19 protein-coding genes are annotated in these 20,496 nt (G+C 64.4%); 12 read left to right on the top strand and 7 right to left on the bottom strand.

The genetic code is table 11. The annotated features are described in order from the left end of the window. Positions 1-12: 12 nt before the first annotated feature. On the top strand, positions 13-1,629 hold the full coding sequence (gene groL, locus HMPREF3147_RS07515; RefSeq protein ID WP_070446501.1) for a chaperonin GroEL: 1,617 nt from the start codon (positions 13-15) through the stop codon (positions 1,627-1,629). Positions 1,630-1,850: 221 nt separating this feature from the next. Further along, entirely contained in the window at positions 1,851-2,135 is a 285-nt protein-coding gene (locus HMPREF3147_RS07510) for a P-loop NTPase family protein (protein ID WP_070446499.1), read from the top strand. 501 nt (positions 2,136-2,636) lie between these two features. On the opposite strand, the gene HMPREF3147_RS07505 is transcribed toward HMPREF3147_RS07510, so the two are convergent. Then, on the bottom strand, positions 2,637-2,936 hold the full coding sequence (locus HMPREF3147_RS07505; RefSeq protein ID WP_070446497.1) for a WhiB family transcriptional regulator: 300 nt from the start codon (positions 2,934-2,936) through the stop codon (positions 2,637-2,639). 394 nt (positions 2,937-3,330) lie between these two features. On the opposite strand from HMPREF3147_RS07505, the gene HMPREF3147_RS07500 reads away from it, so the two are divergent. Both HMPREF3147_RS07500 and HMPREF3147_RS07495 read left to right on the top strand, forming a co-directional pair. Beyond that, positions 3,331-3,948, top strand: coding sequence for a sigma-70 family RNA polymerase sigma factor (locus tag HMPREF3147_RS07500; protein WP_070446495.1), 618 nt, complete (start codon positions 3,331-3,333; stop codon positions 3,946-3,948). Positions 3,949-4,053: 105 nt separating this feature from the next. After that, positions 4,054-4,884, top strand: coding sequence for a hypothetical protein (locus tag HMPREF3147_RS07495; RefSeq protein WP_070446492.1), 831 nt, complete (start codon positions 4,054-4,056; stop codon positions 4,882-4,884). A 78-nt stretch (positions 4,885-4,962) separates the two neighbouring features. Here HMPREF3147_RS07495 and HMPREF3147_RS07490 read toward each other — a convergent pair whose 3' ends face one another. Then, on the bottom strand, positions 4,963-5,337 hold the full coding sequence (locus HMPREF3147_RS07490) for a DUF5319 domain-containing protein (RefSeq protein WP_010189463.1): 375 nt from the start codon (positions 5,335-5,337) through the stop codon (positions 4,963-4,965). A gap of 148 nt (positions 5,338-5,485) precedes the next feature. Here HMPREF3147_RS07490 and guaB point away from each other — a divergent pair, with 148 nt between their 5' ends. Beyond that, positions 5,486-7,000, top strand: coding sequence for an IMP dehydrogenase (gene guaB, locus HMPREF3147_RS07485; protein ID WP_070446490.1), 1,515 nt, complete (start codon positions 5,486-5,488; stop codon positions 6,998-7,000). 9 nt (positions 7,001-7,009) lie between these two features. After that, a complete protein-coding gene (locus HMPREF3147_RS07480; protein WP_070446489.1) occupies positions 7,010-8,206 on the top strand; it encodes a GuaB3 family IMP dehydrogenase-related protein in 1,197 nt (398 codons plus the stop codon). A gap of 170 nt (positions 8,207-8,376) precedes the next feature. Here HMPREF3147_RS07480 and HMPREF3147_RS07475 read toward each other — a convergent pair whose 3' ends face one another. Further along, entirely contained in the window at positions 8,377-9,354 is a 978-nt protein-coding gene (locus HMPREF3147_RS07475; RefSeq protein ID WP_168160902.1) for an EamA family transporter, read from the bottom strand. Between the two features lie 74 nt (positions 9,355-9,428). Between HMPREF3147_RS07475 and HMPREF3147_RS07470 the strand changes: the two genes are divergently transcribed. Together HMPREF3147_RS07470 and guaA are read left to right on the top strand one after the other, a co-directional pair. Continuing rightward, positions 9,429-10,355 (top strand): LysR family transcriptional regulator, encoded by a 927-nt coding sequence (locus HMPREF3147_RS07470; RefSeq protein WP_070446485.1) that lies wholly within the window; start codon positions 9,429-9,431, stop codon positions 10,353-10,355. A gap of 24 nt (positions 10,356-10,379) precedes the next feature. Then, the gene (gene guaA / locus HMPREF3147_RS07465) at positions 10,380-11,948 is read left to right on the top strand and encodes a glutamine-hydrolyzing GMP synthase (protein ID WP_070446483.1); all 1,569 of its coding nucleotides are present in this window, start codon (positions 10,380-10,382) and stop codon (positions 11,946-11,948) included. A 415-nt stretch (positions 11,949-12,363) separates the two neighbouring features. Here the strand turns inward: guaA and HMPREF3147_RS07460 are convergent, their stop codons facing one another. The 3 genes from HMPREF3147_RS07460 to HMPREF3147_RS07450 are packed head-to-tail and all read right to left on the bottom strand — an operon-like array spanning position 12,364 to position 15,773. Beyond that, positions 12,364-13,551, bottom strand: a complete 1,188-nt coding sequence (locus HMPREF3147_RS07460; RefSeq protein WP_070446482.1) for an HNH endonuclease signature motif containing protein — start codon at positions 13,549-13,551, stop codon at positions 12,364-12,366. Between the two features lie 33 nt (positions 13,552-13,584). Beyond that, positions 13,585-14,706: a threonine aldolase family protein gene (locus HMPREF3147_RS07455; RefSeq protein ID WP_070446480.1), complete on the bottom strand. Its 1,122-nt coding sequence runs from the start codon at positions 14,704-14,706 to the stop codon at positions 13,585-13,587. Positions 14,707-14,717: 11 nt separating this feature from the next. Continuing rightward, entirely contained in the window at positions 14,718-15,773 is a 1,056-nt protein-coding gene (locus HMPREF3147_RS07450) for a PspC domain-containing protein (protein WP_070446477.1), read from the bottom strand. A 113-nt stretch (positions 15,774-15,886) separates the two neighbouring features. Between HMPREF3147_RS07450 and HMPREF3147_RS07445 the strand changes: the two genes are divergently transcribed. Both HMPREF3147_RS07445 and HMPREF3147_RS07440 read left to right on the top strand, forming a co-directional pair. After that, positions 15,887-17,035 (top strand): ATP-binding protein, encoded by a 1,149-nt coding sequence (locus HMPREF3147_RS07445; RefSeq protein ID WP_083276465.1) that lies wholly within the window; start codon positions 15,887-15,889, stop codon positions 17,033-17,035. A gap of 2 nt (positions 17,036-17,037) precedes the next feature. Continuing rightward, positions 17,038-17,691: a response regulator gene (locus HMPREF3147_RS07440; RefSeq protein WP_070446475.1), complete on the top strand. Its 654-nt coding sequence runs from the start codon at positions 17,038-17,040 to the stop codon at positions 17,689-17,691. Between the two features lie 109 nt (positions 17,692-17,800). Here the strand turns inward: HMPREF3147_RS07440 and HMPREF3147_RS07435 are convergent, their stop codons facing one another. Next, entirely contained in the window at positions 17,801-18,211 is a 411-nt protein-coding gene (locus HMPREF3147_RS07435) for a hypothetical protein (protein ID WP_070446473.1), read from the bottom strand. A 59-nt stretch (positions 18,212-18,270) separates the two neighbouring features. On the opposite strand from HMPREF3147_RS07435, the gene HMPREF3147_RS07430 reads away from it, so the two are divergent. Together HMPREF3147_RS07430 and HMPREF3147_RS07425 are read left to right on the top strand one after the other, a co-directional pair. Further along, complete coding sequence (locus HMPREF3147_RS07430; RefSeq protein WP_070446471.1) at positions 18,271-18,954, top strand: hypothetical protein; 684 nt, start codon at positions 18,271-18,273, stop codon at positions 18,952-18,954. Continuing rightward, positions 18,951-20,495 (top strand): DNA polymerase Y family protein, encoded by a 1,545-nt coding sequence (locus HMPREF3147_RS07425; RefSeq protein WP_070446470.1) that lies wholly within the window; start codon positions 18,951-18,953, stop codon positions 20,493-20,495. Before HMPREF3147_RS07430 ends, HMPREF3147_RS07425 begins: the two co-directional genes overlap by 4 nt. Position 20,496 lies beyond the last annotated feature (1 nt).

The raw sequence follows: 20,496 nt of genomic DNA, 5'->3' as shown, positions 1-20,496 counted from the left end.
GCGATTAACCCTATGCCAAAGCTGATTGCATTTGACCAGGAGGCCCGCGAGGGCATCCAGCGCGGTGTAGACACGCTGGCCGACGCCGTCAAGGTCACCCTCGGCCCCCGCGGCCGCAACGTCGTGCTGTCTAAGGCTTTTGGTGGCCCGACCGTCACGAATGACGGCGTCACCATCGCCCGCGACATTGATCTCGACGATCCTTTTGAGAACCTCGGCGCCCAGCTGGTGAAGTCCGTGGCCGTCAAGACCAACGACATCGCCGGTGACGGTACCACCACCGCGACCTTGCTGGCCCAGGCACTCGTCTTCGAGGGCCTGCGCAACGTTGCCGCCGGTGCTAACCCGGTGGAGCTCAACAAGGGCATCGAGGCGGCCGCTGAAAAGGTCGTCGAGGAGCTCAAGAAGCGCGCCACCCCGGTGAACTCCTCCGCGGAGATCTCCCAGGTTGCTACCGTGTCCTCCCGCGATGCGGAGGTCGGCGAGATGGTTGCCGGCGCGATGGACAAGGTGGGCAAGGACGGCGTCGTGACCGTCGAGGAGTCCCAAACCATCGAGTCCACCGTGGACGTGACCGAGGGCATTTCCTTCGACAAGGGCTACCTCTCCCCGTACTTTGCGACGGAGGAGGAGACCTACAACGCCGTGCTTGACGACGCCGCAATTCTCCTCGTCCGCAACAAGATCTCCTCCCTGCCGGACTTCCTGCCGCTGCTGGAGAAGATCGCGGAGTCCTCGCGCCCGACGCTGATCATCGCTGAGGACATCGAGGGCGAGCCGCTGCAGGCGCTCGTCGTGAACTCCATCCGTAAGGTCCTCAAGGTCGCCGCCGTGAAGTCGCCGTACTTCGGCGAGCGTCGTAAGGGCTTCATGGATGACCTGGCTGTTGTCACCGGTGCTACGGTCGTCGACCCGGAGGTCGGCATCAACCTCAAGGAGGTTGGCCCTGAGGTTCTCGGTTCTGCACGTCGCGTCACCGTGTCTAAGGAGGACACCGTGATTGTGGATGGTGCAGGTACTGCTGAGGCCGTCGAGGAGCGCCGCGAGCAGATCCGGCGCGAGATCGAGCGCACCGATTCCACCTGGGATAAGGAGAAGCTCGAGGAGCGCCTGGCCAAGCTGTCTGGCGGTGTTGCCGTCATCCGCGTTGGTGCCGCTACCGAGACCGAGGTCAATGAGCGCAAGCTGCGCGTCGAGGATGCCATCAACGCCGCCCGCGCGGCCGTTGAAGAAGGCGTTATCGCCGGCGGCGGCTCCGCACTGGTTCAGATCTCCCAGGAGCTCAAGGCCTTTGCCGAGGGCTTTGAGGGCGAGGCCAAGGTTGGCGTGCTGGCTGTGGCCCGTGCGCTGACCCGCCCGGCCTACTGGATCGCTGAGAACGCCGGCCTGGATGGTTCCGTCGTCGTCGCCCGCGTTGCCGAGCAGGCCAACGGTGAAGGCTTCAACGCCGCCACCCTGGAGTACGGCAACCTGCTGGAGCAGGGCATCATCGACCCGGTAAAGGTCACCCACTCCGCCGTGGTTAACGCCGCCTCCGTGGCCCGCATGGTGCTCACCACCGAGGCTTCCGTCGTGGAGAAGCCCGCCGAGGAAGAGCCGGCTCAGGCTGGACACGCGCACGCGCACTAAACGTGCACGCGGGAAACCTACGTTTCCCGCGTCGCCACAAGGGTTCCCGCATAGTCACAAGGGTTCCCGCGTGGCCATAAGGAAGGCCCGCCGCCCGCATCCATCGCGGGGAGGCGGGCCTTTGCCGTGGGGCGGGAATCTCTGCCCCGTTATGAGACTGTGGAGCCGTAGAACAAGAATTCATCACCGCCACCGGCACCCGCGAAAACAACCTCAAGAACGTGGATGTGCGCATCCCCAAGCGCAAGCTCACCGTTGTCACCGGCGTGTCCGGATCCGGCAAGACCTCGCTGGTCTTCGACACCATCGCTGCCGAATCGCAGCGGCTCATCAACGAAACCTACCCGGGCTTCATGCAAGCTCCACCGCGCCCCGACGTGGACCGCTTGGAAGGGTTGACCGCCGCCATCGTCGTAGGCCAGGAACCCAGGGCGGCCTCTGCGCGCTCCACCTTCGGCACCGCCACCGACAATCACCGGGCACCTGCGCGTGCTTTTCCCGCCTAGCAGAATCCCGCGCGGGCGAGCCCGCAGCTTATTCCCTCAACGATGGCTCCATCATGTACCCCAGCATGAAGGTGGACTCGTGGATGTGGCGCGCCTACGCCGAGTCCGGGCTGTATTCGGCCGACGTGCCGGTCCAAGACTTCACCGAGGAGCAAAAACGCAACCTGTATGAGACCGAGACCAAGGTCAAGGTCGGCGGCATCAGCATGAGTTACATGAGGCTGGTCACGCGGCTCAAGACGAACGTGTTGAGCAAACCCGTGGAGTCCCTACAGAAGCATATTCGTGCCTTTGTCGAGCGCGCAGTGGTCTTTGTAGGTTGCCCCAGAGTGTCAGGGTACGTGCTTGGCGCAGAACGCGCGCGAGTTCCTCGACAAGGACACGTTGACCGCCCGCTACCTAGCGCAGGTGCTGTAGAACTGGCGGCTTCTACCGGCCTCCAATTGCCGGCTGCTGAATATCAGCGCAGCCTGCTTAACGCCATGGCTGGGGGAGGGCGGACTAGGCGCCGACGGTCGCGTGGGTGCGGCGCGAGCGCAAGGCAACGACGCGCTCGGATTCGCTCATGCCGCCCCACACGCCATAGGGCTCGCCGGATGCGAGGGCGTGTTCGCGGCACAATTCGATGACTGGGCAGGTGTGGCAAATAGCCTTGGCGCGGTTTTCGCGCTGGGCGCGGGCGCGACCGCGCTCGCCGTCTGGGTGGTAGAACACGTCAGAGTTTTCCCCACGGCAAGCGCCGTGTAGCTGCCAATCCCAGAAGTCCGTATTGGGCCCGGGGAGCAGGAAAGGCTGAGACACGTTCGATTCTCCTTATTCGTCAAAGATAGAGTTTCCAAGCGCGAGGCGTGCTGTAAGCGCGACTCAACACGGGAGATGGTCCCGTGAGCGCTAGGGCGAAGTAAGACGAGATAGAAGTGTGTCTTCCCTTGGTAAACGGCGCGTTAAGCATTGCTGACATGCAGGTGTAACGAGCCGAAATTCCTCACGTTTACCCAGTATGACCTGCATTTAAGGTTAAGATGAACGATGAATGAACTTTTTATCACAGCTCAAAAGCCGGGGAATGGACCCGTCGTTTCGGGTTTCGCCAAATGGTTATGACATGATGTTCATGCAGAATATGTAGTAATGAATTAAACGAATTCATTCAGAAAAGACTTTAGGCAGAAGAGCACAAAGCAGAAGAGCAAGGATGGCAGTGGCTACACATGCTACAGGCGCAGGCGGCTCCTCCACAGCGGCGAAGCGCGACAGCGATAAGGAACTAGCGGACCTCGTTCCGCTAGCCGTCGACGGTAGCCGCCGTGCCCTGCAGCGCATCATGCGCATCATTCACCCGCAGGTCCTGCGCTATTGCCGCGCACGCATTGGCGGTCACCGCCAGCCCACGGCGGAGGATGTGGCACAAGAGATCTGCTTGGCGGTGGCGACGTCGATTGGCACGTACAAGGACAAGGGCCGCCCGTTTATGGCCTATGTGTATGGCATCGCTGCCCACAAGGTGACCGACGCTCACCGGGCCCTCAGCCGCGACCACACCCACCCGACGGAAGACCTTCCGGAAGACGCCGCTCAGGACGCTACCCCCGAAGAATCCGCCCTTGAAGTAGACGGTAGTAACAGAGTGCGGGCAATGCTCGATACGTTAAGTGACAAGGCCCGGGACATTATCATCTTGCGTGTGTTCGTGGGGCTGTCGGCAGAGGAGACTGCGGAAATTGTGGAGTCTACCCCTGGCGCAGTCCGCGTGGCGCAACATCGTGCACTTGCGCAATTGCGCAAATCCCTCGATTCGCACGAGACGTCGTGAACCAGCAGTGTGAACCAGTAGTTGGGCTAGCCCAGAGCTAGCAGTGAGCCATCGGTACTTGGCACCGACAAATTAAAATTTTACTAATAAGGAAGGGAGGACATCATGGCAAAAAAGGACCAGCCTCAGCAGGGTGTCGCTGAGCAGCTGCAGCCTTTGGTCGATGATGATGCATTCCTCACCACTCTCTCCGAAGGAACGGATCCCTCCGATGGCGGTGATGAGTTGGCGGGTCTTCTGCTGGAGCTGCGCGGGGACGTCGAAAAGCAGATGCCCCCGGCCCCCCTCATCGAAGGCGCGGAGGAGGAGCCGGAGGTTATTTCCCTCGGCGCGGCACGTCGCCGTCGGAGCAAGCCATTCATACACGGCCTCATTGGAGCGGCCGCAGCTACGCTGCTCATTGCAGGTACCGGAGCTGTGGTGGTCAACGCCGGACCGGGTTCCCCGCTGTATGGCGTGAACCAGTCGCTCTTCGGCGCAGACGAGCACGATGTGTCTGTGGTCGAGCTCGCCGGAACACTCGATGAAATGGAGAGGCGTTCCGCTGAGGGCGATATGGACGGCACCCGTCAGCTGCTTGAAGAAGCCCGGAAGATGGTGGATCAGGCCAAGCGGGAACGCGAGGCGGAGTCCCCGAGTACGACGAAACAACAGCCCCGCACCACGGTGACGCAGACGCAGACGGTGGAGAAGCCCGCCCCTGTAGAGGAGCAGAAGCCACCGGAGCCGGAGACCGTCACGCAGACCGAGACTGCGGTCTCTACCGTCGTGGTGACACGTACGGTATCGGCAGGTAACCCACTGGAGCCGCCGACGCAGAACCAGCCGGAGCCAAGTCAGCCGAGTGGTGGAGAGCAGGCGACGCCACCGCAGAATGACAACTCGGATGGCGCTGGGGATAACGGTCAGCTCCCGCCGCCGCAGTTCCAGCAATAAAACCACAAAGAACCTCTTTCCTCCCACACCAGGAGGAAAGAGGTTCTTGTCGTTGAGCTGCGCGGTACTTCAGCCGCGCTAGTAGCGCGAATCCATACCGTCGAGGTAACCCACCGCATAATCCCACGGAACATAGCGCATCGGATCCGGCTCGGCACCCGGCTCGTGCACGGGGGCGAGCTGGCCTGCCAGCGTAGCCTGCATGTTGGAGGCCATAATGTCCCACTCGTAGAAGTGGTTTTCTTCGCAGTCCTCGCAGAAAAAGAAGATGCCGTCGATGCCGCGCGGGCTCAAAACACGCGCAAACTCTTGGACCATGGCCAGATCATGAATGACGGCGAGACGGTCCTCCTCAGACAGCGGCTCGACGTGCTCATCCTCCTCGAGGAAGGAAGCTGGGTCGTTCGGGTCGTCCGCGAAGGGATCGCGGGGCATGTTGGCGAAAAAGTTCACGTCTGCGAGCCTATTGACTCCGTGCGCGCAAGGCAATTCCCTATAGAGACTTTTTCTATACCCACGGCTACCACTACGGGGCGTCCACGCACTACAGTGAGGGCTACCGCATACAACTATCTGGTCAGTTTAGGAGAGCCCCACCCTCATGAGCCACGTCCACACCGGCGGAGACAACCCCGACAAGATTGCACTCTACGGCCTTACTTTTGATGATGTTCTGCTGCTTCCCGCAGAATCCAACGTCGTTCCCTCCGAGGTGGATACCTCGGCGCAGTTCACCCGCAACATTCGCCTCGGCGTGCCTCTGGCTTCCGCCGCGATGGATACGGTGACCGAGGCCCGCATGGCCATCGGCATGGCGCGTCAGGGCGGCATCGGCGTCCTGCACCGCAACCTTTCCGCAGAGGAGCAGGCTCAGCAAGTAGAGATCGTCAAACGTTCCGAATCCGGCATGGTCACCGACCCGGTCACGGCCACCCCGGACATGACTATCGACGAGGTAGACACGCTGTGCGCGCGGTACCGGATTTCGGGCCTGCCGGTCGTCGATAAGCAAGGCACCCTCGTGGGCATCTGCACTAACCGTGATATGCGCTTCGAGCCGGATTTCTCCCGCAAGGTTTCCGAGATCATGACCCCGATGCCGCTAGTCGTGGCCAAGGAAGGCGTCAGCAAGGAAGAGGCGCTGGAGCTGCTGTCCGCCAACAAGGTGGAGAAGCTGCCCATCGTTGATGATGAGAACAAGCTCGTCGGCCTCATTACCGTCAAGGACTTTGTCAAGACCGAGCAATTCCCCAACGCCTCCAAGGATGCTTCCGGGCGCCTGCTCGTGGCGGCGGGCATCGGTACCGGTGAGGAGTCCTACCAGCGCGCAGGCCAGCTTGTCGACGCCGGCGTAGACGTCCTCGTCGTCGACTCCGCCCACGCCCACAACAACCGCGTGCTGGAGATGGTCTCCCGCGTGCAGAAGGACTTTGGTGACCGCATTGACGTCATCGGTGGCAACCTGGCCACCCGTGCTGCTGCACGCGACATGATTGAGGCCGGCGCCGACGCCATCAAGGTCGGCATCGGACCGGGTTCCATTTGCACCACGCGCGTTGTGGCGGGTGTAGGTGCCCCGCAGATCACCGCCATCATGGAGGCCGCCGCCGTGGCAGGTCCGGCGGGTGTGCCGGTTATTGGTGACGGCGGCATGCAGTACTCCGGTGACGTCGCCAAGGCCCTGGCGGCCGGCGCCGATGCCGTCATGCTGGGCTCCATGCTGGCCGGTACCACGGAGGCACCGGGTGACATCGTTGTGGTCCAGGGCAAGCAGTACAAGCGTTACCGCGGAATGGGTTCCATGGGTGCCATGCAGGGCCGCGGCCTGACGGGCGAGAAGCGCTCCTACTCCAAGGACCGCTACTTCCAGGCCGACGTCAAGAGTGAGGACAAGCTGGTGCCAGAAGGCGTCGAGGGACGCGTGCCTTTCCGCGGTGATATTGATGCCATCGTTCACCAGATTGTGGGCGGCCTGCGCGCTTCCATGGGCTACACCGGCTCCGCTAACCTGGCTGAGCTCAAGACCAAGCAGTTTGTCCAGATCACCGCTGCGGGCCTTAAGGAGTCTCACCCGCACCACCTTCAGCAGATCGTCGAAGCTCCGAACTACCGCTAAGGACTAAGAATGCGCGATTACGTAGAAATCGGCGTGGGCCGCGAGGCCCGCCGCACCTATGACTTGAATCAGATTTCCCTGGTGCCGACTCGCCGCACCCGTTCCTCCAAGGACGTGGACACCTCATGGCACATCGATGCCTACACCTTCGACGTTCCGTTCGTTTCGGCGCCGACCGACGCGCTGGCCACGCCGGAATTCGTCATCGAGATGGGCAAACAGGGCGGTCTAGGCGTCATCAATGCCGAAGGCCTGTGGGGCCGTCACGAGGATTTGGAAGGCGCGATTGCTCGCGTGACGGAGAACTTCGGCGACCTGTCCACGCTGCAGGAGCTGCACGCAGCACCCCTGAATGAGGAGTTGCTGGCAGAGCGCATCGCGCAGGTGCGCGATTCCGGCGTGACCGTGGCCGTGCGCGTCTCCCCGCAGCACGCCCGCGAGCTGGCGCCCGTGGTTATTAAGGCCGGCGCGGAGTTGCTGTTCATCCACGGCACTTTGATTTCCGCCGAGCACGTGCAGACTGGCGGCGAGCCGCTCAACTTGAAGGAGTTCATCGGCTCGCTGGATACCCCGGTGGTGGCTGGTGGCGTGGCGGATTACACCACGGCGCTGCACCTCATGCGCGCGGGCGCTGCGGGCATCATCGTCGGCGCCGGTGTGAACACCAACCCGGAGACCGTAGGTATTGATATCCCCATGGCGACGACCATCGCGGATGTTGCGGCCGCACGCCGCGACTACCTGGATGAGACCGAGGGCCGCTACGTGCACGTGCTTGCCGACGGCGACATCTTCACCTCCGCGGACATCGCCAAGGCCATTGCCTGTGGCGCTGATGGGGTCGTGCTCGGGCCAGTCCTGGCTCGCGCGGCGGAGGCTGGTGGCAAGGGCTGGTACTGGCCGTCCACGGCCGGCCACCCGCGTTTCCCGCGCGGCCTCATTGAGCCGATTGGCGTGGCCAATTCCCTCCTGGGCACCGGCACTTTTGGCGCCGATGTTTCGGGCACCGACGTTTCTGGCAACGCAACTTCTGGCGCCGCCGAGGATGCCTCAGCGGGTGCGCCTTCCTTGGAGGTCGTGCTCCATGGCCCGTCCAACGAGCCGCTGGGTGAGCTCAACTTGGTCGGTGGACTCAAGCGCGCCATGGCAAAGTGCGGCTACACGGATTTGAAGTCCTTCCAGAAGGTTGGTCTGGCCGTCCGTTAGTGCTGCGGACGCAGCTGTGCGCAGGCGCGGCTGCCCGTACGCGCGGCTACCGGCGGGAGTGGCTGCCTGTAGGTGCGGCTACCCGTCGGGGCAGCCGACTGCCGGAGGGGCACTGCGGTGATCGACAAAGCTTCGATCTACTTCGCTGTCTTGGCGGCTCGTGTCCTGGCTTAGCGCTCTGCGGGGTTGAGCACCGATGGTGCTTCCACGTTGGAGTTGCAGCTGCGATTACGTGGCCGCTGAAACCACAGCAGCCGGGGCTTCTTCAGGTGGCGTGGGCGCAGTGCCACCTTGCGGAATACCACGCGCCCGCGCGCCGGTGCCATGGTTTGTAGCACCGAGGCCACCACGACCAGCCCGATGGCCGCCAGCTTGAGCTGGGACACGTTCTGGGAGAGCAGGAGCCAGCCAAAGAATGCGGCGAAGACGGGCTCCAAAGCGATCAGGATGGAAAAGACGTTGGGGGCAAGCCTGCGCAGCGCAAGGAACTCCAACGAGTAGGGGATGAGCGAGGCCAGCACGCCCGTGCCTAGCGCGAGTAGCAGCAGGGTGGGATCGCTCGCTAGAGCCATCGCCCCGCGCCCACCCACTGGCAGGAGCACCAAGCCACCGATGAGGAAAGCCACGGCCAAACCGTCTTGGCCGCTAAAGAGCGCGCCGGCCTTCTTGCTGGCCAGGATGTAAGCAGCCCACATCGCGCCGGCGCACAGCAAGAAGAACACACCTCGCAGGTCGAGGGGATCTCCGTTGAAAGAGTCCAGGCCCATCAAACCCATACCGAGAAGAGCAAGGGCGACGCAGGTGGCGTCGCGAAGCGAGCGTGAGAGGCACGCCGCCAGCAGTAGCGGGCCGAGGAACTCGATGGTCACGGCAGGACCTAGCGCAACAAGCTCGATGCCGGCATAGAAGAATCCATTCATCAGACCCAGCGTGAGGCCGAAAATGCTCGCGGAGATCCACTTCTCACGGCTCCACGTGCGCACGCGCGGTCGCGCAATGGCGAGCAGAATCACGGCGGCGAAGAGCAAACGCAGCGAAGCGGTGCCCCAGGGCCCGCCGATGGGGAAGAGCTGGATGGCGAGGCTCGCACCGAGCTGGATCGAAATGCACGAGCCGATGACGCACAAAACTGCAATCGGATTGGTCATGCAGACCATTGTGGGGTGGGAAGAACTGTTAGTCTATCTACAGTTTTTAACACGTACCTGTTAGGGATTCTGTCATGTTGGATCTGCATCGCCTGCGCATTCTCTACGAGCTGCAACGCCTCGGCACCGTCACTGCCGTGGCGGAATCGCTGCGCTATACGCACTCGGCCATCTCCCAACAACTGGCACAGTGTGAAAAAGACGTCGGCGTGGCGCTCTATGAGAAAGTCGGCCGGCGAGTGCGTTTGACGGAGCAGGGGAAAATCCTCGCGTCTTATGCTGAGCGGATGCTCGCCTTGGCGGATGAGGCCGAGTCACAGGTCATTGCATCCACCAACGCGGTGCGTGGCACGATCAAGGTCACGACGTTTCAGACCATCATGTCCTCGCTGGTCCCGCGGGCGCTGACGGAGCTAGCCAGGGAGTACCCGGACCTGCGCGTGCAGATCATCCAGCGCGAAGCCGATGGCGCGATGGAGCTGCTGGCACGCCGGGAGGTGGACCTCATCCTGGGTGAAGAGTATGAGTCGGACATGCCCGCCACGGATGAGCACACCCACCGGGAGCTGCTTCTCGACGACCCCCTACGCCTCATCACCCCACTCACCGGCCCCTGGAGCGAGTTGTGCTTAGAGGATTTTGCAGCGTTCGATGACGAAATCCCTTTTGCCATGGACCCGGAGGAGTTTTTATTGGGGCGCTTCGTCCACCGTCTGTGCCGCCGGCATGGTTTTAACCCCAGCGTGCTCTATGAAACCCCGGATCCCTTCTTGCACGCGCACTTGGTGCGCACGGGCCACGCGGTGGCGGTGATTTCGGACCTCTTTCTTGAGGAGATCGAAGGCGTGCGTGTGGTTGCTTTGCCTGGTAATCCCACCCGCACGCTCTACACAGCGGTGCGTGCTGGACGCGAGGGACACCCCGCTCTGCGGGCGTTTCGGGCCGCGTTGGGCAAGGCCGCTATTACTGCGAAAGATTATGGGCCACTCCCTGCGGTCTAGGGCGCGGGTTCTTGCGTTAAACTGATGACCGTGACTAACCCAAATACAATCCCGCGTCCTGTCCTCGTGGTGGACTTTGGCGCCCAGTACGCGCAGCTCATCGCCCGGCGCGTGCGTGAGGCCAACATCTACTCCGAGGTTGTCCCCAATTCTGCCTCCGTGGAGGACATCAAGGCCAAGAACCCGGCCGCGTTGATCCTCTCCGGTGGCCCGTCCTCCGTATACGCGGACGGCGCCCCTGCTCTGAAGCCGGAGCTGCTCGAGCTCGACATCCCGGTCTTTGGCATCTGCTACGGCTTCCAGTCCATGACCCAAGCCCTGGGCGGCACCGTGGCCTCCACTGGTGCCCGCGAGTACGGCCGCACGGACATGACCGTGTCCGGCGGCGTGCTGCACAAGGGCCTGGAGGAAACCCACAAGGTGTGGATGTCTCACGGCGATTCGGTCACTGAAGCCCCGGAGGGCTTTGAGGTGACCGCGTCGTCGGAAGGCGCTCCCGTGGCAGCCTTCGAGTGCCTGTCCAAGCAGATGGCCGGCGTGCAGTATCACCCGGAAGTCCTTCACTCGCCGTACGGCCAGGAGGTGCTCACGCGCTTTTTGACTGAGGTAGCAGGCTTGGAGCAGAACTGGACCGCTGAGAACATCGCGGAGCAGCTCATCAACGATGTCCGTGAGCAGATCGGTGAGGACGGCCGCGCGATTTGTGCCCTGTCTGGTGGCGTGGATTCCGCCGTAGCCGCAGCCCTCGTGCAGCGCGCTATCGGTGACCGTTTGACCTGTGTCTTCGTTGACCACGGCCTGCTGCGCGCGGGTGAGCGTGAGCAGGTGGAGAAGGACTTCGTGGCGTCGACTGGCGCCAAGCTCATCACCGTGGATGAGCGCGAGGCCTTCCTCAACAAGCTGGCCGGTGTGACCGAGCCGGAGGCCAAGCGTAAGGCCATCGGTGCGGAGTTCATCCGTTCCTTCGAGCGCGCCGTCGACCAGGCTCTGGACGGCCAGGATGCCGCGTTCTTGGTGCAGGGCACGCTGTACCCGGACGTCGTGGAGTCCGGTGGCGGTGACGGTACTGCGAATATTAAGTCCCACCACAATGTGGGCGGCTTGCCTGATGATGTCGAGTTCGAGCTCGTCGAGCCGCTGCGCCTGCTCTTCAAGGATGAGGTGCGCGCGGTTGGCCGTGAGCTGGGCCTGCCGGAGGAAATCGTGGCGCGCCAGCCTTTCCCGGGCCCGGGCCTGGGTATCCGCATCATCGGCGAGGTCACCGAGGAGCGTCTGGAGACGCTGCGCCAGGCGGACCTCATCGCGCGTACCGAGCTGACCAACGCTGGCCTGGACGGCGAGATCTGGCAGTGCCCGGTGGTGCTGCTTGCCGACGTCCGCTCCGTCGGCGTCCAAGGCGACGGCCGCACCTATGGCCACCCGATCGTCCTGCGCCCAGTGTCCTCCGAGGACGCCATGACCGCGGACTGGACCCGCCTGCCGTACGACGTGCTGGAGAAGATCTCCACCCGCATCACCAACGAGGTCAAGGAAGTCAACCGCGTGGTGCTCGACGTAACCTCGAAGCCGCCGGGAACCATCGAGTGGGAATAAACACTGCCGAAAGATACTGGAACAAGCACTGCATCAGTGCAGCGGCGTTCTCAGCGAGATAGCGTAGTGCTCAAAGCGCGAAGGGAAGCAAACTCCCCGACGCTGCGTAGCGCGGCCGTGCTCCGAATCAACGGGGCTTGGCCGCGTTTCCTGTTTTCGGCCCTAGCATTCAACGCTGCGGATTGGCGCAGATGGGGGTGCTAGGCTCCTGCGTACCCTCCAGGTTGACCGCTACAAGCTCCAGCCTGTACGTCGCACAGCACTAATACGCATACCTCTATAACGCGCGCGCGAGTAGCCGCACGCCGAGTGGGTTTTCTCAGCGAGCGGCTGGTTAAAGCGGCTGTGTGACGCAGCGTGTCGGGGACTGGTGAGCCTGCGGAGCAGTATCGCCCCCGAGCCCAGGGGCGAGGCTCTACGGGCCGGAGGAGCTCGTTGGGCGGTTCGGAGGCTCGCCGGAGTCACGCGGCGGCGCCCCAGGGCCGGAGCCGTAAGGCGGTCCGGGCGAGCCGTATGTCGGCGGATCCGTGGATGTTCGAGCAGCCCTACTCTCTGGAGCATGATTAGCTGTACGTTTAGTAGCGTGCGGCGGGTGAGCCGGGCTCTCGATAGGAATCGGCGGCCCCGCCCACGGCGGCAGGTAGTGCACGCGGCCATCGATGCGGTCGAGGTGCCCGCGGCCGGTGGGCTTTTCCGGGTCATCGTCATTCACCGCGTTGTGGTAGGCGCACAACGGCACCAAGTTGGCCATATTCGTCGGCCCGCCATCTTGGAAGCGGGTGAGGTGATGAATCTGTGAGTCCTCGGCGGGTGCGTTGCATCCCGGCCACGCGCACGTCGGGTGCTCCGCAGACAAGGCGAGCCGCTGCTTTAAATTGGCAAAGCGGCTCGCCATGTAGAGGTTCACGGGGCCGTGATGGGGATGGACGAGGGTGATGAGGCCGAGGTCGGCAAGCTTTTCGCGCACGAATTCCGCACCGGTCATCGTCGCGCCATTAGTCAGCTGCAGCTCAATCTCCTCACCGTCACCGTCGACGATGCGGTCCAGCTCACCCAAGCGCACGATGACGTTCGACTGCAGCGTCTGGCCGGAACCACCGCCGCCGCGGAACACGGTATGCGCTGCGGTGAGCAAATCCCGATCCGTGGACTTGAGCACGGCCAACAGCTTGGAAATATTGAGCGAGGAATCCGTAATGCTCAGCGTGTGGTTGCGGCCCGCGCGCCGCGTCACCCGCACGCCCGGTGCAGGGTCCTTGGGCGGACGCCACTCTTTGAGCTTTGCCTTCGCCACCATGGGGATTTTCTCCCGCGGGGTGGCCGCCAGTAGTTGCCGCAGCTCCCAGGCCCTGCGGGCTTTAAGCTTGGAACAGTAGCGCTCGATATCGAGGAGCGTGAACACGTCGTGGCCCGTACGGCGTGCCTTGCGCTGCCGGGAGCGGAACATCGTGTCCCCGAAATACACCGCGTGTAGCCCCAGCAGCTTCTCCGCGAAATCTGGTCGCGCACCCATCTGAACCAGCTGCGCGCGCGTAACACCGGCGCATTGCTCGACGACGTCCAGCCCGCGCGCTAGTGCTTGAATGTAACCCCCCAGTTGCATAGCCCACAGCCTAAACCAGGCCGGGGAACCTCGCTACTTGAGCGCAGAAATCGCGGCGCAGAGCTTATCGACGTCCCCCTCTTCCGTCGACCACGCCGTACAAAAACGCACCACCCGCAGGCCTTCGTGTTCTTCGAAGAACTGGCACACGAAGTCCTGCGAGAGTTTGTCTTCCTGCTCGCGGGTTAGCAGAGCGAACTGCTGATTGGTGGGAGAGTCAAAGAGCATGTCGATGCCTGCGGCGCGGAATGCCTCGGCGATGCGCTGGGCCTGGGCGTTGGCGCGGGCGCAGATCTGTTCGTAGAGGGTGGTTGCTGCAGCGCTGTTTACCTCATTGCCCGGGGTGGCTGCTTGAGCGCGAGTGCAGGTTGCGTTCGACTCAGCGAGCGCGTCGGCGGAGACAGTAGGAGGGGCGCTGAAGAGGGCGGCGAATTGCGCGCCGAGCAACCAGCCCTTAGCCAGCAGGCCACCGCTTTGTTTCATGGCATTGCGAAAGCGCGGAGCACCCGCGGGGAAGACGATGGCCTCGCCGAAGAGGGCGCCGCATTTGGTGCCGCCGATGGTGAAGACGTCGACAAGCGCGGCCAGGTCCGGCAGGGTGATATCTGAAGCGGACAGACCGTAGCCGAGGCGGGCGCCGTCGACAAACAGGCCCAACCCGTACTCATCGCAGACCGCGCGCAGGGCCACGAGTTCGGCGCGGGAGTAGGTGGTGCCAAACTCAGTGGGTTGGGTGATATAGACCAGCGCCGGCTCCGGCATGTGCTCTTCCACCCCGGAGGCGCGGTACTCATCCATGCACGCGCGGACCTGTGCGGCGGTGATCTTTCCCAGCTGGTTTGGCAGCGTGATGACCTTGTGCCCGGTGTGCTCGATAGCACCCGTCTCATGGGTGGCGATGTGCCCGCTATCCGCCGCAATAACACCTTCCCAGGGGCGCAGCCGGTGGGCGATGATGGTGGCGTTGGCCTGCGTGCCACCGACCATGAAATGCACCTCGGCGTTCGGTGCCTGGCAGGCAGCGCGGATGCGCGCAGCGGCCGTGTTGCAAAGCTCGTCGGTGCCGTAGCCGGCATAAGCCCCGCCTGCCCCCGCGATGGCTTCCAGGACGCGGGGGTGGGCGGTGCGGTGGTAATCGTTGCCGAAGTGAATCATGCTGGGCCAGTTTAGCCGGTGACCGTGACTTCGCCGATGCCGGCGTCGATGTGAATGTTCAACAGCGCGTCAGGGTCCTGACGTTCGGTGCAGTTACTCTCACCCAGGCCGTCATCGCAGGTCAGCGAGACAGGGACGTCCTTCGGGAGGATGACCTCGACGGCGCCGATGCCGGCGTCGACGGTGACGTCGTGCTCGTCTTTCAGGCCGTGGAGCTGGCTGAAGTCTACCGTCGATTCGCCGATGCCCAGGTCATAGTACTCCTTAAGCTCCTCTTCATGGGTGGGGGCAAAGTGCTGTTCACCGGCGTTAAAGCGGAAGCTGAAACCGGACTCCTCGTCGGCCTCGGCGACGAAGGTGACTCCAAGGAAGGCAATCGTCAGGGCCGTTCCCACAGCGCCGAGGGCAATCGCGCCCTCGACCCACTGCGAACCGCGCTTCTTTGTCGGTTCCTCCCGCGGGCCCGGCTCCGGCAGGTCCCAGGCATCGGGTACCACGCCGAGTGGATCCCAAGACGGCGGGGTCCTACGCCCTGGCGGGAAGGGGTGGCCGTCTGCCGGGGTATAAGGGTTGAGGTTGACAGGTTCCTCGCGCACCGGCTGCTCGGCGGCCAATAGCCCGCTGGGCGGTAGCGGTTCGCGTTGGTGAAGGGCGTACCACGCCAGCGCCAACAGTCCGAAGGTCAACACAGCGGGCGGAAGTCCGGCGAGGAATTGTCCGCTGAGGAACAGTGGGCCGGAGCTAAAAGTAAGAAGAACACCGACAATCAGAATCCAGCCGAGCTCTTGTTCCTCCTTGACACCATCCTTGCCCAAGGCCGCATCGAGCGGGCAGTAGGGCGAGCCAAAGCGCGGCATGAGCGCCCACGCGGCGAGGTAGGCGGCGATGCCACCGCCGAAGGCGAGTGACGCGACCACGAAGACCACGCGCACGATCGTGGGGTCGAGCTGATAGCGCACCGCGATGCCTTCGCAGACACCAGCAAGGTGCGCGTCACCACCCTGTTTCTTGGGAAGGCGGACGGGGCGGGTCGTCCACATCTGGTTGAGCGTGTTGTTCTTCGTCATGCTTTTATGGTGCCGCGTGGGGCCTTGCGGCGGTATCGGTAATCGCCCTGATTTTTCGACCTCAGGGTTGTCCCTGATGTGCCCAAGGGATGGGGCGTGGGACCATAGCTAGTATGACTTCGCCCTATGTCCCCGCCGAGAATGCGGCACCCTATCCCGTGATGTCGCGCCCCCAGTCTGGCCGCGTGGTCGCCGGCGTGGCGGCGGGGCTGGCGCAGAATCTTGGGGTCTCGGCGCTCTCCGTGCGCATCGCTTTGACCGCGTTGACCTTGCTGGGCGGGGTGGGGGCGATGGCCTATGCCGGTCTGTGGATTTTCACGCCCGCGCTTGACGACGCCCCCTCCACCCGCCGCAGCCCCCTCTCCCTTGGGTTGGTGCTCTTGGCGCTGGCGGGTAGCGCGGTGGGCGTGTTGGGGGTTTCGGGGGCGTCGTTAAGCGCGGCGGTGCCGTTGGCGGTGGTGGCCATCGGCGCGGTGTTGGCGTGGTTGGCCTATGACCGCGGCCTGAACACGCCGGTGGGCCTGGTTGCCGTGGCGGCGGGTGCCGTTCTGGTCATCGGTGGCGTCGTGGTGGCGGCGGTGACGTGGGAGAGCGGATCGGGTTCGGCGATCCTGGCCACGGCACTGACGCTGGTGGGATTTGGGGCGCTGGTGGTGCCGCTGGTGCTGAAGCTCTGGCGTTCGCTGTCGCAGGAGCAAGCGGCGAAGGCGGTTTCGGAGGAGCGCGCCGAGATTGCCGCCCGCCTGCACGATTCGGTGCTGCAGACGCTGGCGCTGATTCAGAAGCGGGCGGGGGATTCGCGTGAGGTAACGCGTTTGGCGCGTGCCCAAGAACGCGAGCTGCGCGCCTGGCTTTTCGACGCCCCCTCTGCCGCCCCCACCACCTGCTTTGGTGCTCTCGAAGCGGCGTGCGGGGAAGTGGAGGATCTCTTTGATATGCGGGTATCCGCGGTGACGGTGGGCGAAGACGCGGAGCTAACGGAATCCGCGAAGCTGCTTATCCAGGCAGCGCGCGAGGCCATGGTGAATGCCGGCAAGCACGCAAGCGTGGACGTGGTGGATGTCTACGCGGAGTTGTTGGCGGGCGAGCTGAGTATCTTTGTGCGCGATCGCGGGGTGGGTTTCGATGTGGAGGATATTCCCGCTGATAGGCACGGGATTCGTGACAGTATTCGCGCGCGCGTAGAGGGATCAGGTGGGTGCGTGCGGATTTCTTCGACCCCGGGGGAGGGCACCGAGGTGGAGCTGGAGGTAGCGTTATGAGCATGGTGAAGGTCTTTTTGGTTGATGATCACTCCGTCTTCCGCGCGGGTGTGCGCGCAGAGCTGGCGGTGGCCCCGGAGATTGAGATTGTGGGTGATGCTGGCACTGTCGCGGAGGCGCTGGAGGGCATTGCACGGACCTCCCCGGACGTGGTGCTTCTTGATGTCCACATGCCCGACGGCGGCGGCCTCGCCGTTATTAATGGGACGGCACATCAGCCGTCGCGTCCGGTGTTTTTGGCGCTGAGCGTGTCGGATGCGGCGGAGGATGTGATTGCGCTGATTCGGGCGGGCGCGCGCGGGTATGTGACGAAGAATATTTCCGGCCCGGACCTGGCCGAGGCGGTGGTGCAGGTGCACAGCGGGGATGCGTATTTCTCGCCGCGCCTGGCGGGTTTTGTCCTTGATGCTTTTGCCTCCGGTTCGCCCGCCCCGGAGCCGGAGGAGGGGCAAGACCCAGCGGTGGATGCGCTCACGCGGCGTGAGCTGGAGGTCTTGCGGCTGCTTGCGCGCGGCTATACGTACCGCGAGATTGGCAAGCAGCTGTTCATTTCGGTGAAGACGGTGGAAACGCACGCCTCCAATATTTTGCGCAAGACGCAGCAGTCCAACCGCCATCAGCTCACGCGCTGGGCCACCTCGCGCGACCTGGCTTAGACGCCCGGCCGAGGCGGGTTGGCAAAGGCGCTGGCGCAGACAGCCCCGCACAAACCAGGATCGGGGGCCGGTGGAGGTGGTCGCCGCTCACGCAGTTAGTCCGGCGGGGTTAGGCAGGGGGCGCGTAGGCGAGCTTGCGGGAGCCGTCAACGTGGGGGAAGAGCAGGAAGGCCGCGCCTGAAACGAGCGCCCACACCAGCGCGCTGCCCCAGGCAGGAAGCGCGAGGAGCGGGGAGAACATGACCATCAGCCACAGCGCCATAAGCGGGATGAGCTGTGCGGCGTTGGGCAGCATGGTGACGTTGTGGCGCTGGGCATAATCGCGCAGGTCCGCGCGGTAGGGGTGCAGGAATACGAGCGCGCAGGCGGCGATGAGGAAGAGCAGGCTGAGTCCTAGCGCGAGGCCGAAGTGGATGCGGCTCGCCCCCACTGCTACAGCGGCGCCAGCTAACAGCGAGGCACCGAGGCGTACCCGCGGCGGAGTGGGGATAGGGGTGGTGTGCGCGCGGAGGGGATTCATGGCGCCTAACGCTACCAGCGCAATTGCGCGCGTCCGGGAAGAGGTTCATAATAGGAGCCATGAATCAAACAGGTGTTCGTGTGGCGGGTGGCTCCCGGGCTGACCGGATTGCGGTTCTGCGCGCCCAGATTCAACGCCTGGAAACCCCGGATGATTCTGCGCAGGTGCAGCCGGAGGCGGAGCTCCTCGGAGTCCCTGAAAAGCTATCTGAGCTGCTCCCGGGTGGTGGTCTGCCCCGCAAGCAGGCAACCGCCTGTGCGGAATGTGCTGCGCTCGTGGTGGAGCTGATATCCCATGTTAGCGCGGCAGGCGGACACGTCGGGGTGGTGGGTTGGCCCGATCTCCTACTCGCACAAGTGGCCGAGGAGGGTGATGTCTCCCGGGTTATCACGGTGCCCGATCCAGGCGTAGAGCCCTGGGCGGTGACCGGCGTGCTGTGCGAGGGGCTGGATCTAGTCGTGCACAAAGGCACAGGCGCGCTGAGCCCCACGCGGGCGCGCCCCGTGCTGGCAAAAGTGCGGGCTGGGCAGGCGGCCCTGCTTACCGTGGGAACCCGGCTGCCGGGCACAGCCGTGGAGATAGGCGCGGAAGTTATCGCTGTGCATGGCGTGGGCCGGGGCAGCGGGCGGATTCGGGGGGTTGATATAGGGGTGCGGGTGGCGTCGGCAAGCATGCGCCCGCGCCGTGGAGTGCTCACATGTGGGCAGCGTCCGGACGCGCGCCCGCACTTGGAGGTCGTGTGAGGGTCGCGGCGCTGTGGTTCCCGGATTGGCCTATCCAGGCGCTGCAGGACGCAGACAGGGCAGCATGCGCTATCGCTGCCCAGCACCGCGTGGCGGTGTGCAACGCGGCGGCGCGCCGGGCGGGGGTGCGCCGCGGGATGCGCGTGCGCCAGGCCCAAGCTCTCCTACCGGAGCTGCGCGTGGAGGAGGCCAACCCGGACCGAGACGGCGTGGTCTTCGCGGAGATTGCCGCGGGGCTGGACGCGGTGGCCTCCTCGGTGGAGGTGCTGCGTCCGGGCCTGGTCATCGTGGATGCGGGCGCGGCCGGGCGCTTCCACGGCAGCGAGGATAAGGCAGTGGAGATGCTTGTCGACGCCACCGCCAGATCCCACCTCGACGCCACCGTCGGCGTCGCTGATGAGATCGCCACCGCGCTGATTGCCGCGCGCCACCACAACCTGGGCGCGGTAGTTCCGGCAGGCGGCTCGCGCGACTTTCTGGCTCAGCAGCCGGTGGGAGTATTGGCCGCGGAGGTGGCGCTGGGGTGTTCGGCGGACGTGGTGCATGCCTTGGGGCAGCTGGGCGTGCGCACGTTAGGGGAGTTGGCGAGCTTGTCGCTGCGCCAAGTCACTACCCGTTTCGGCGAGGCTGGACGGCGATGCCACGCGGTGGCTGCGGCGGCACCGGATCGGCGCGTGGCGCCGGAGCTTGCGCGCCCCGACTTGGGTGTGGAGCAGGGCTTCGAAGAACCCTTGGAGCGCGTGGATGCTGCGGCTTTCGCTGCGCGTCAGCTCGCGGCGCGCCTGCACGTGCTACTCGATGAGGCCGGCGTGGTGTGCCTGCGGCTGTGCGTTGCCGCGGAGTTCGAGGGTGGCGAGCGCCTGGAGCGGATCTGGCGTACCCAGGAAGCGCTCAGCGAGGCCGCTACAGCGGACCGCGTGCGCTGGCAGCTCGATGGTTGGTTGAGTGCTGCGCGGGCGGGTAGTGCGCCGGGTGAGGGAGGGGGCATCGTCAAGTTGGCGTTGGAGCCGGTGGAGGTCGCTCCGCCAGGGGATGGGCTCCTGTGGGGCGCGGGCGAATCCGCGGAGCAGGCCAAGCGCGTCATCGCGCGGGTGCAATCCCAGCTGGGGGTAGATCGCGTGCTGCAGCCCCGCCCGGCGGGCGGGCGTGGGGTGGCCGAGCGCATCGAGTACGTCCCCTACGGCGAACAGCGTGACCCGCAGCCGGAGGGCACCTGGCCCGGGCGCATCCCCGCGCCGCTCCCGGCAAGCCTGGCGCACCCGGCCGCGCGGATCCGGCTTATCGACGCCTCATCGAAAGACATCATCGTCACCGCCGAGGCCCTCCTCTCCGGGGAGCCGGCGGGCCTGGGGTGGGGGCGCCACCGCTACCGGGTGACCGGTTGGGCTGGCCCGTGGCCCGTGGACTCTGAGTGGTGGGAAGCAGGTGCGGCGCAGCGCTGCGCGCGCCTGCAAGTCGTCGGGGAAAACGAGAAAGGCCAGCGCGCCTGGCTCCTCGTGTGGGCAGGCGGACGCTGGTCGGTGGAGGCAACCTATGCCTGAA

This window comes from Corynebacterium sp. HMSC05D03 (assembly GCF_001807205.1).
GTDB lineage: Bacteria > Actinomycetota > Actinomycetes > Mycobacteriales > Mycobacteriaceae > Corynebacterium > Corynebacterium aurimucosum.
Note: the sequence above shows the minus strand (reverse complement) of the source record. Positions and strands in the feature narration are given on the sequence as shown.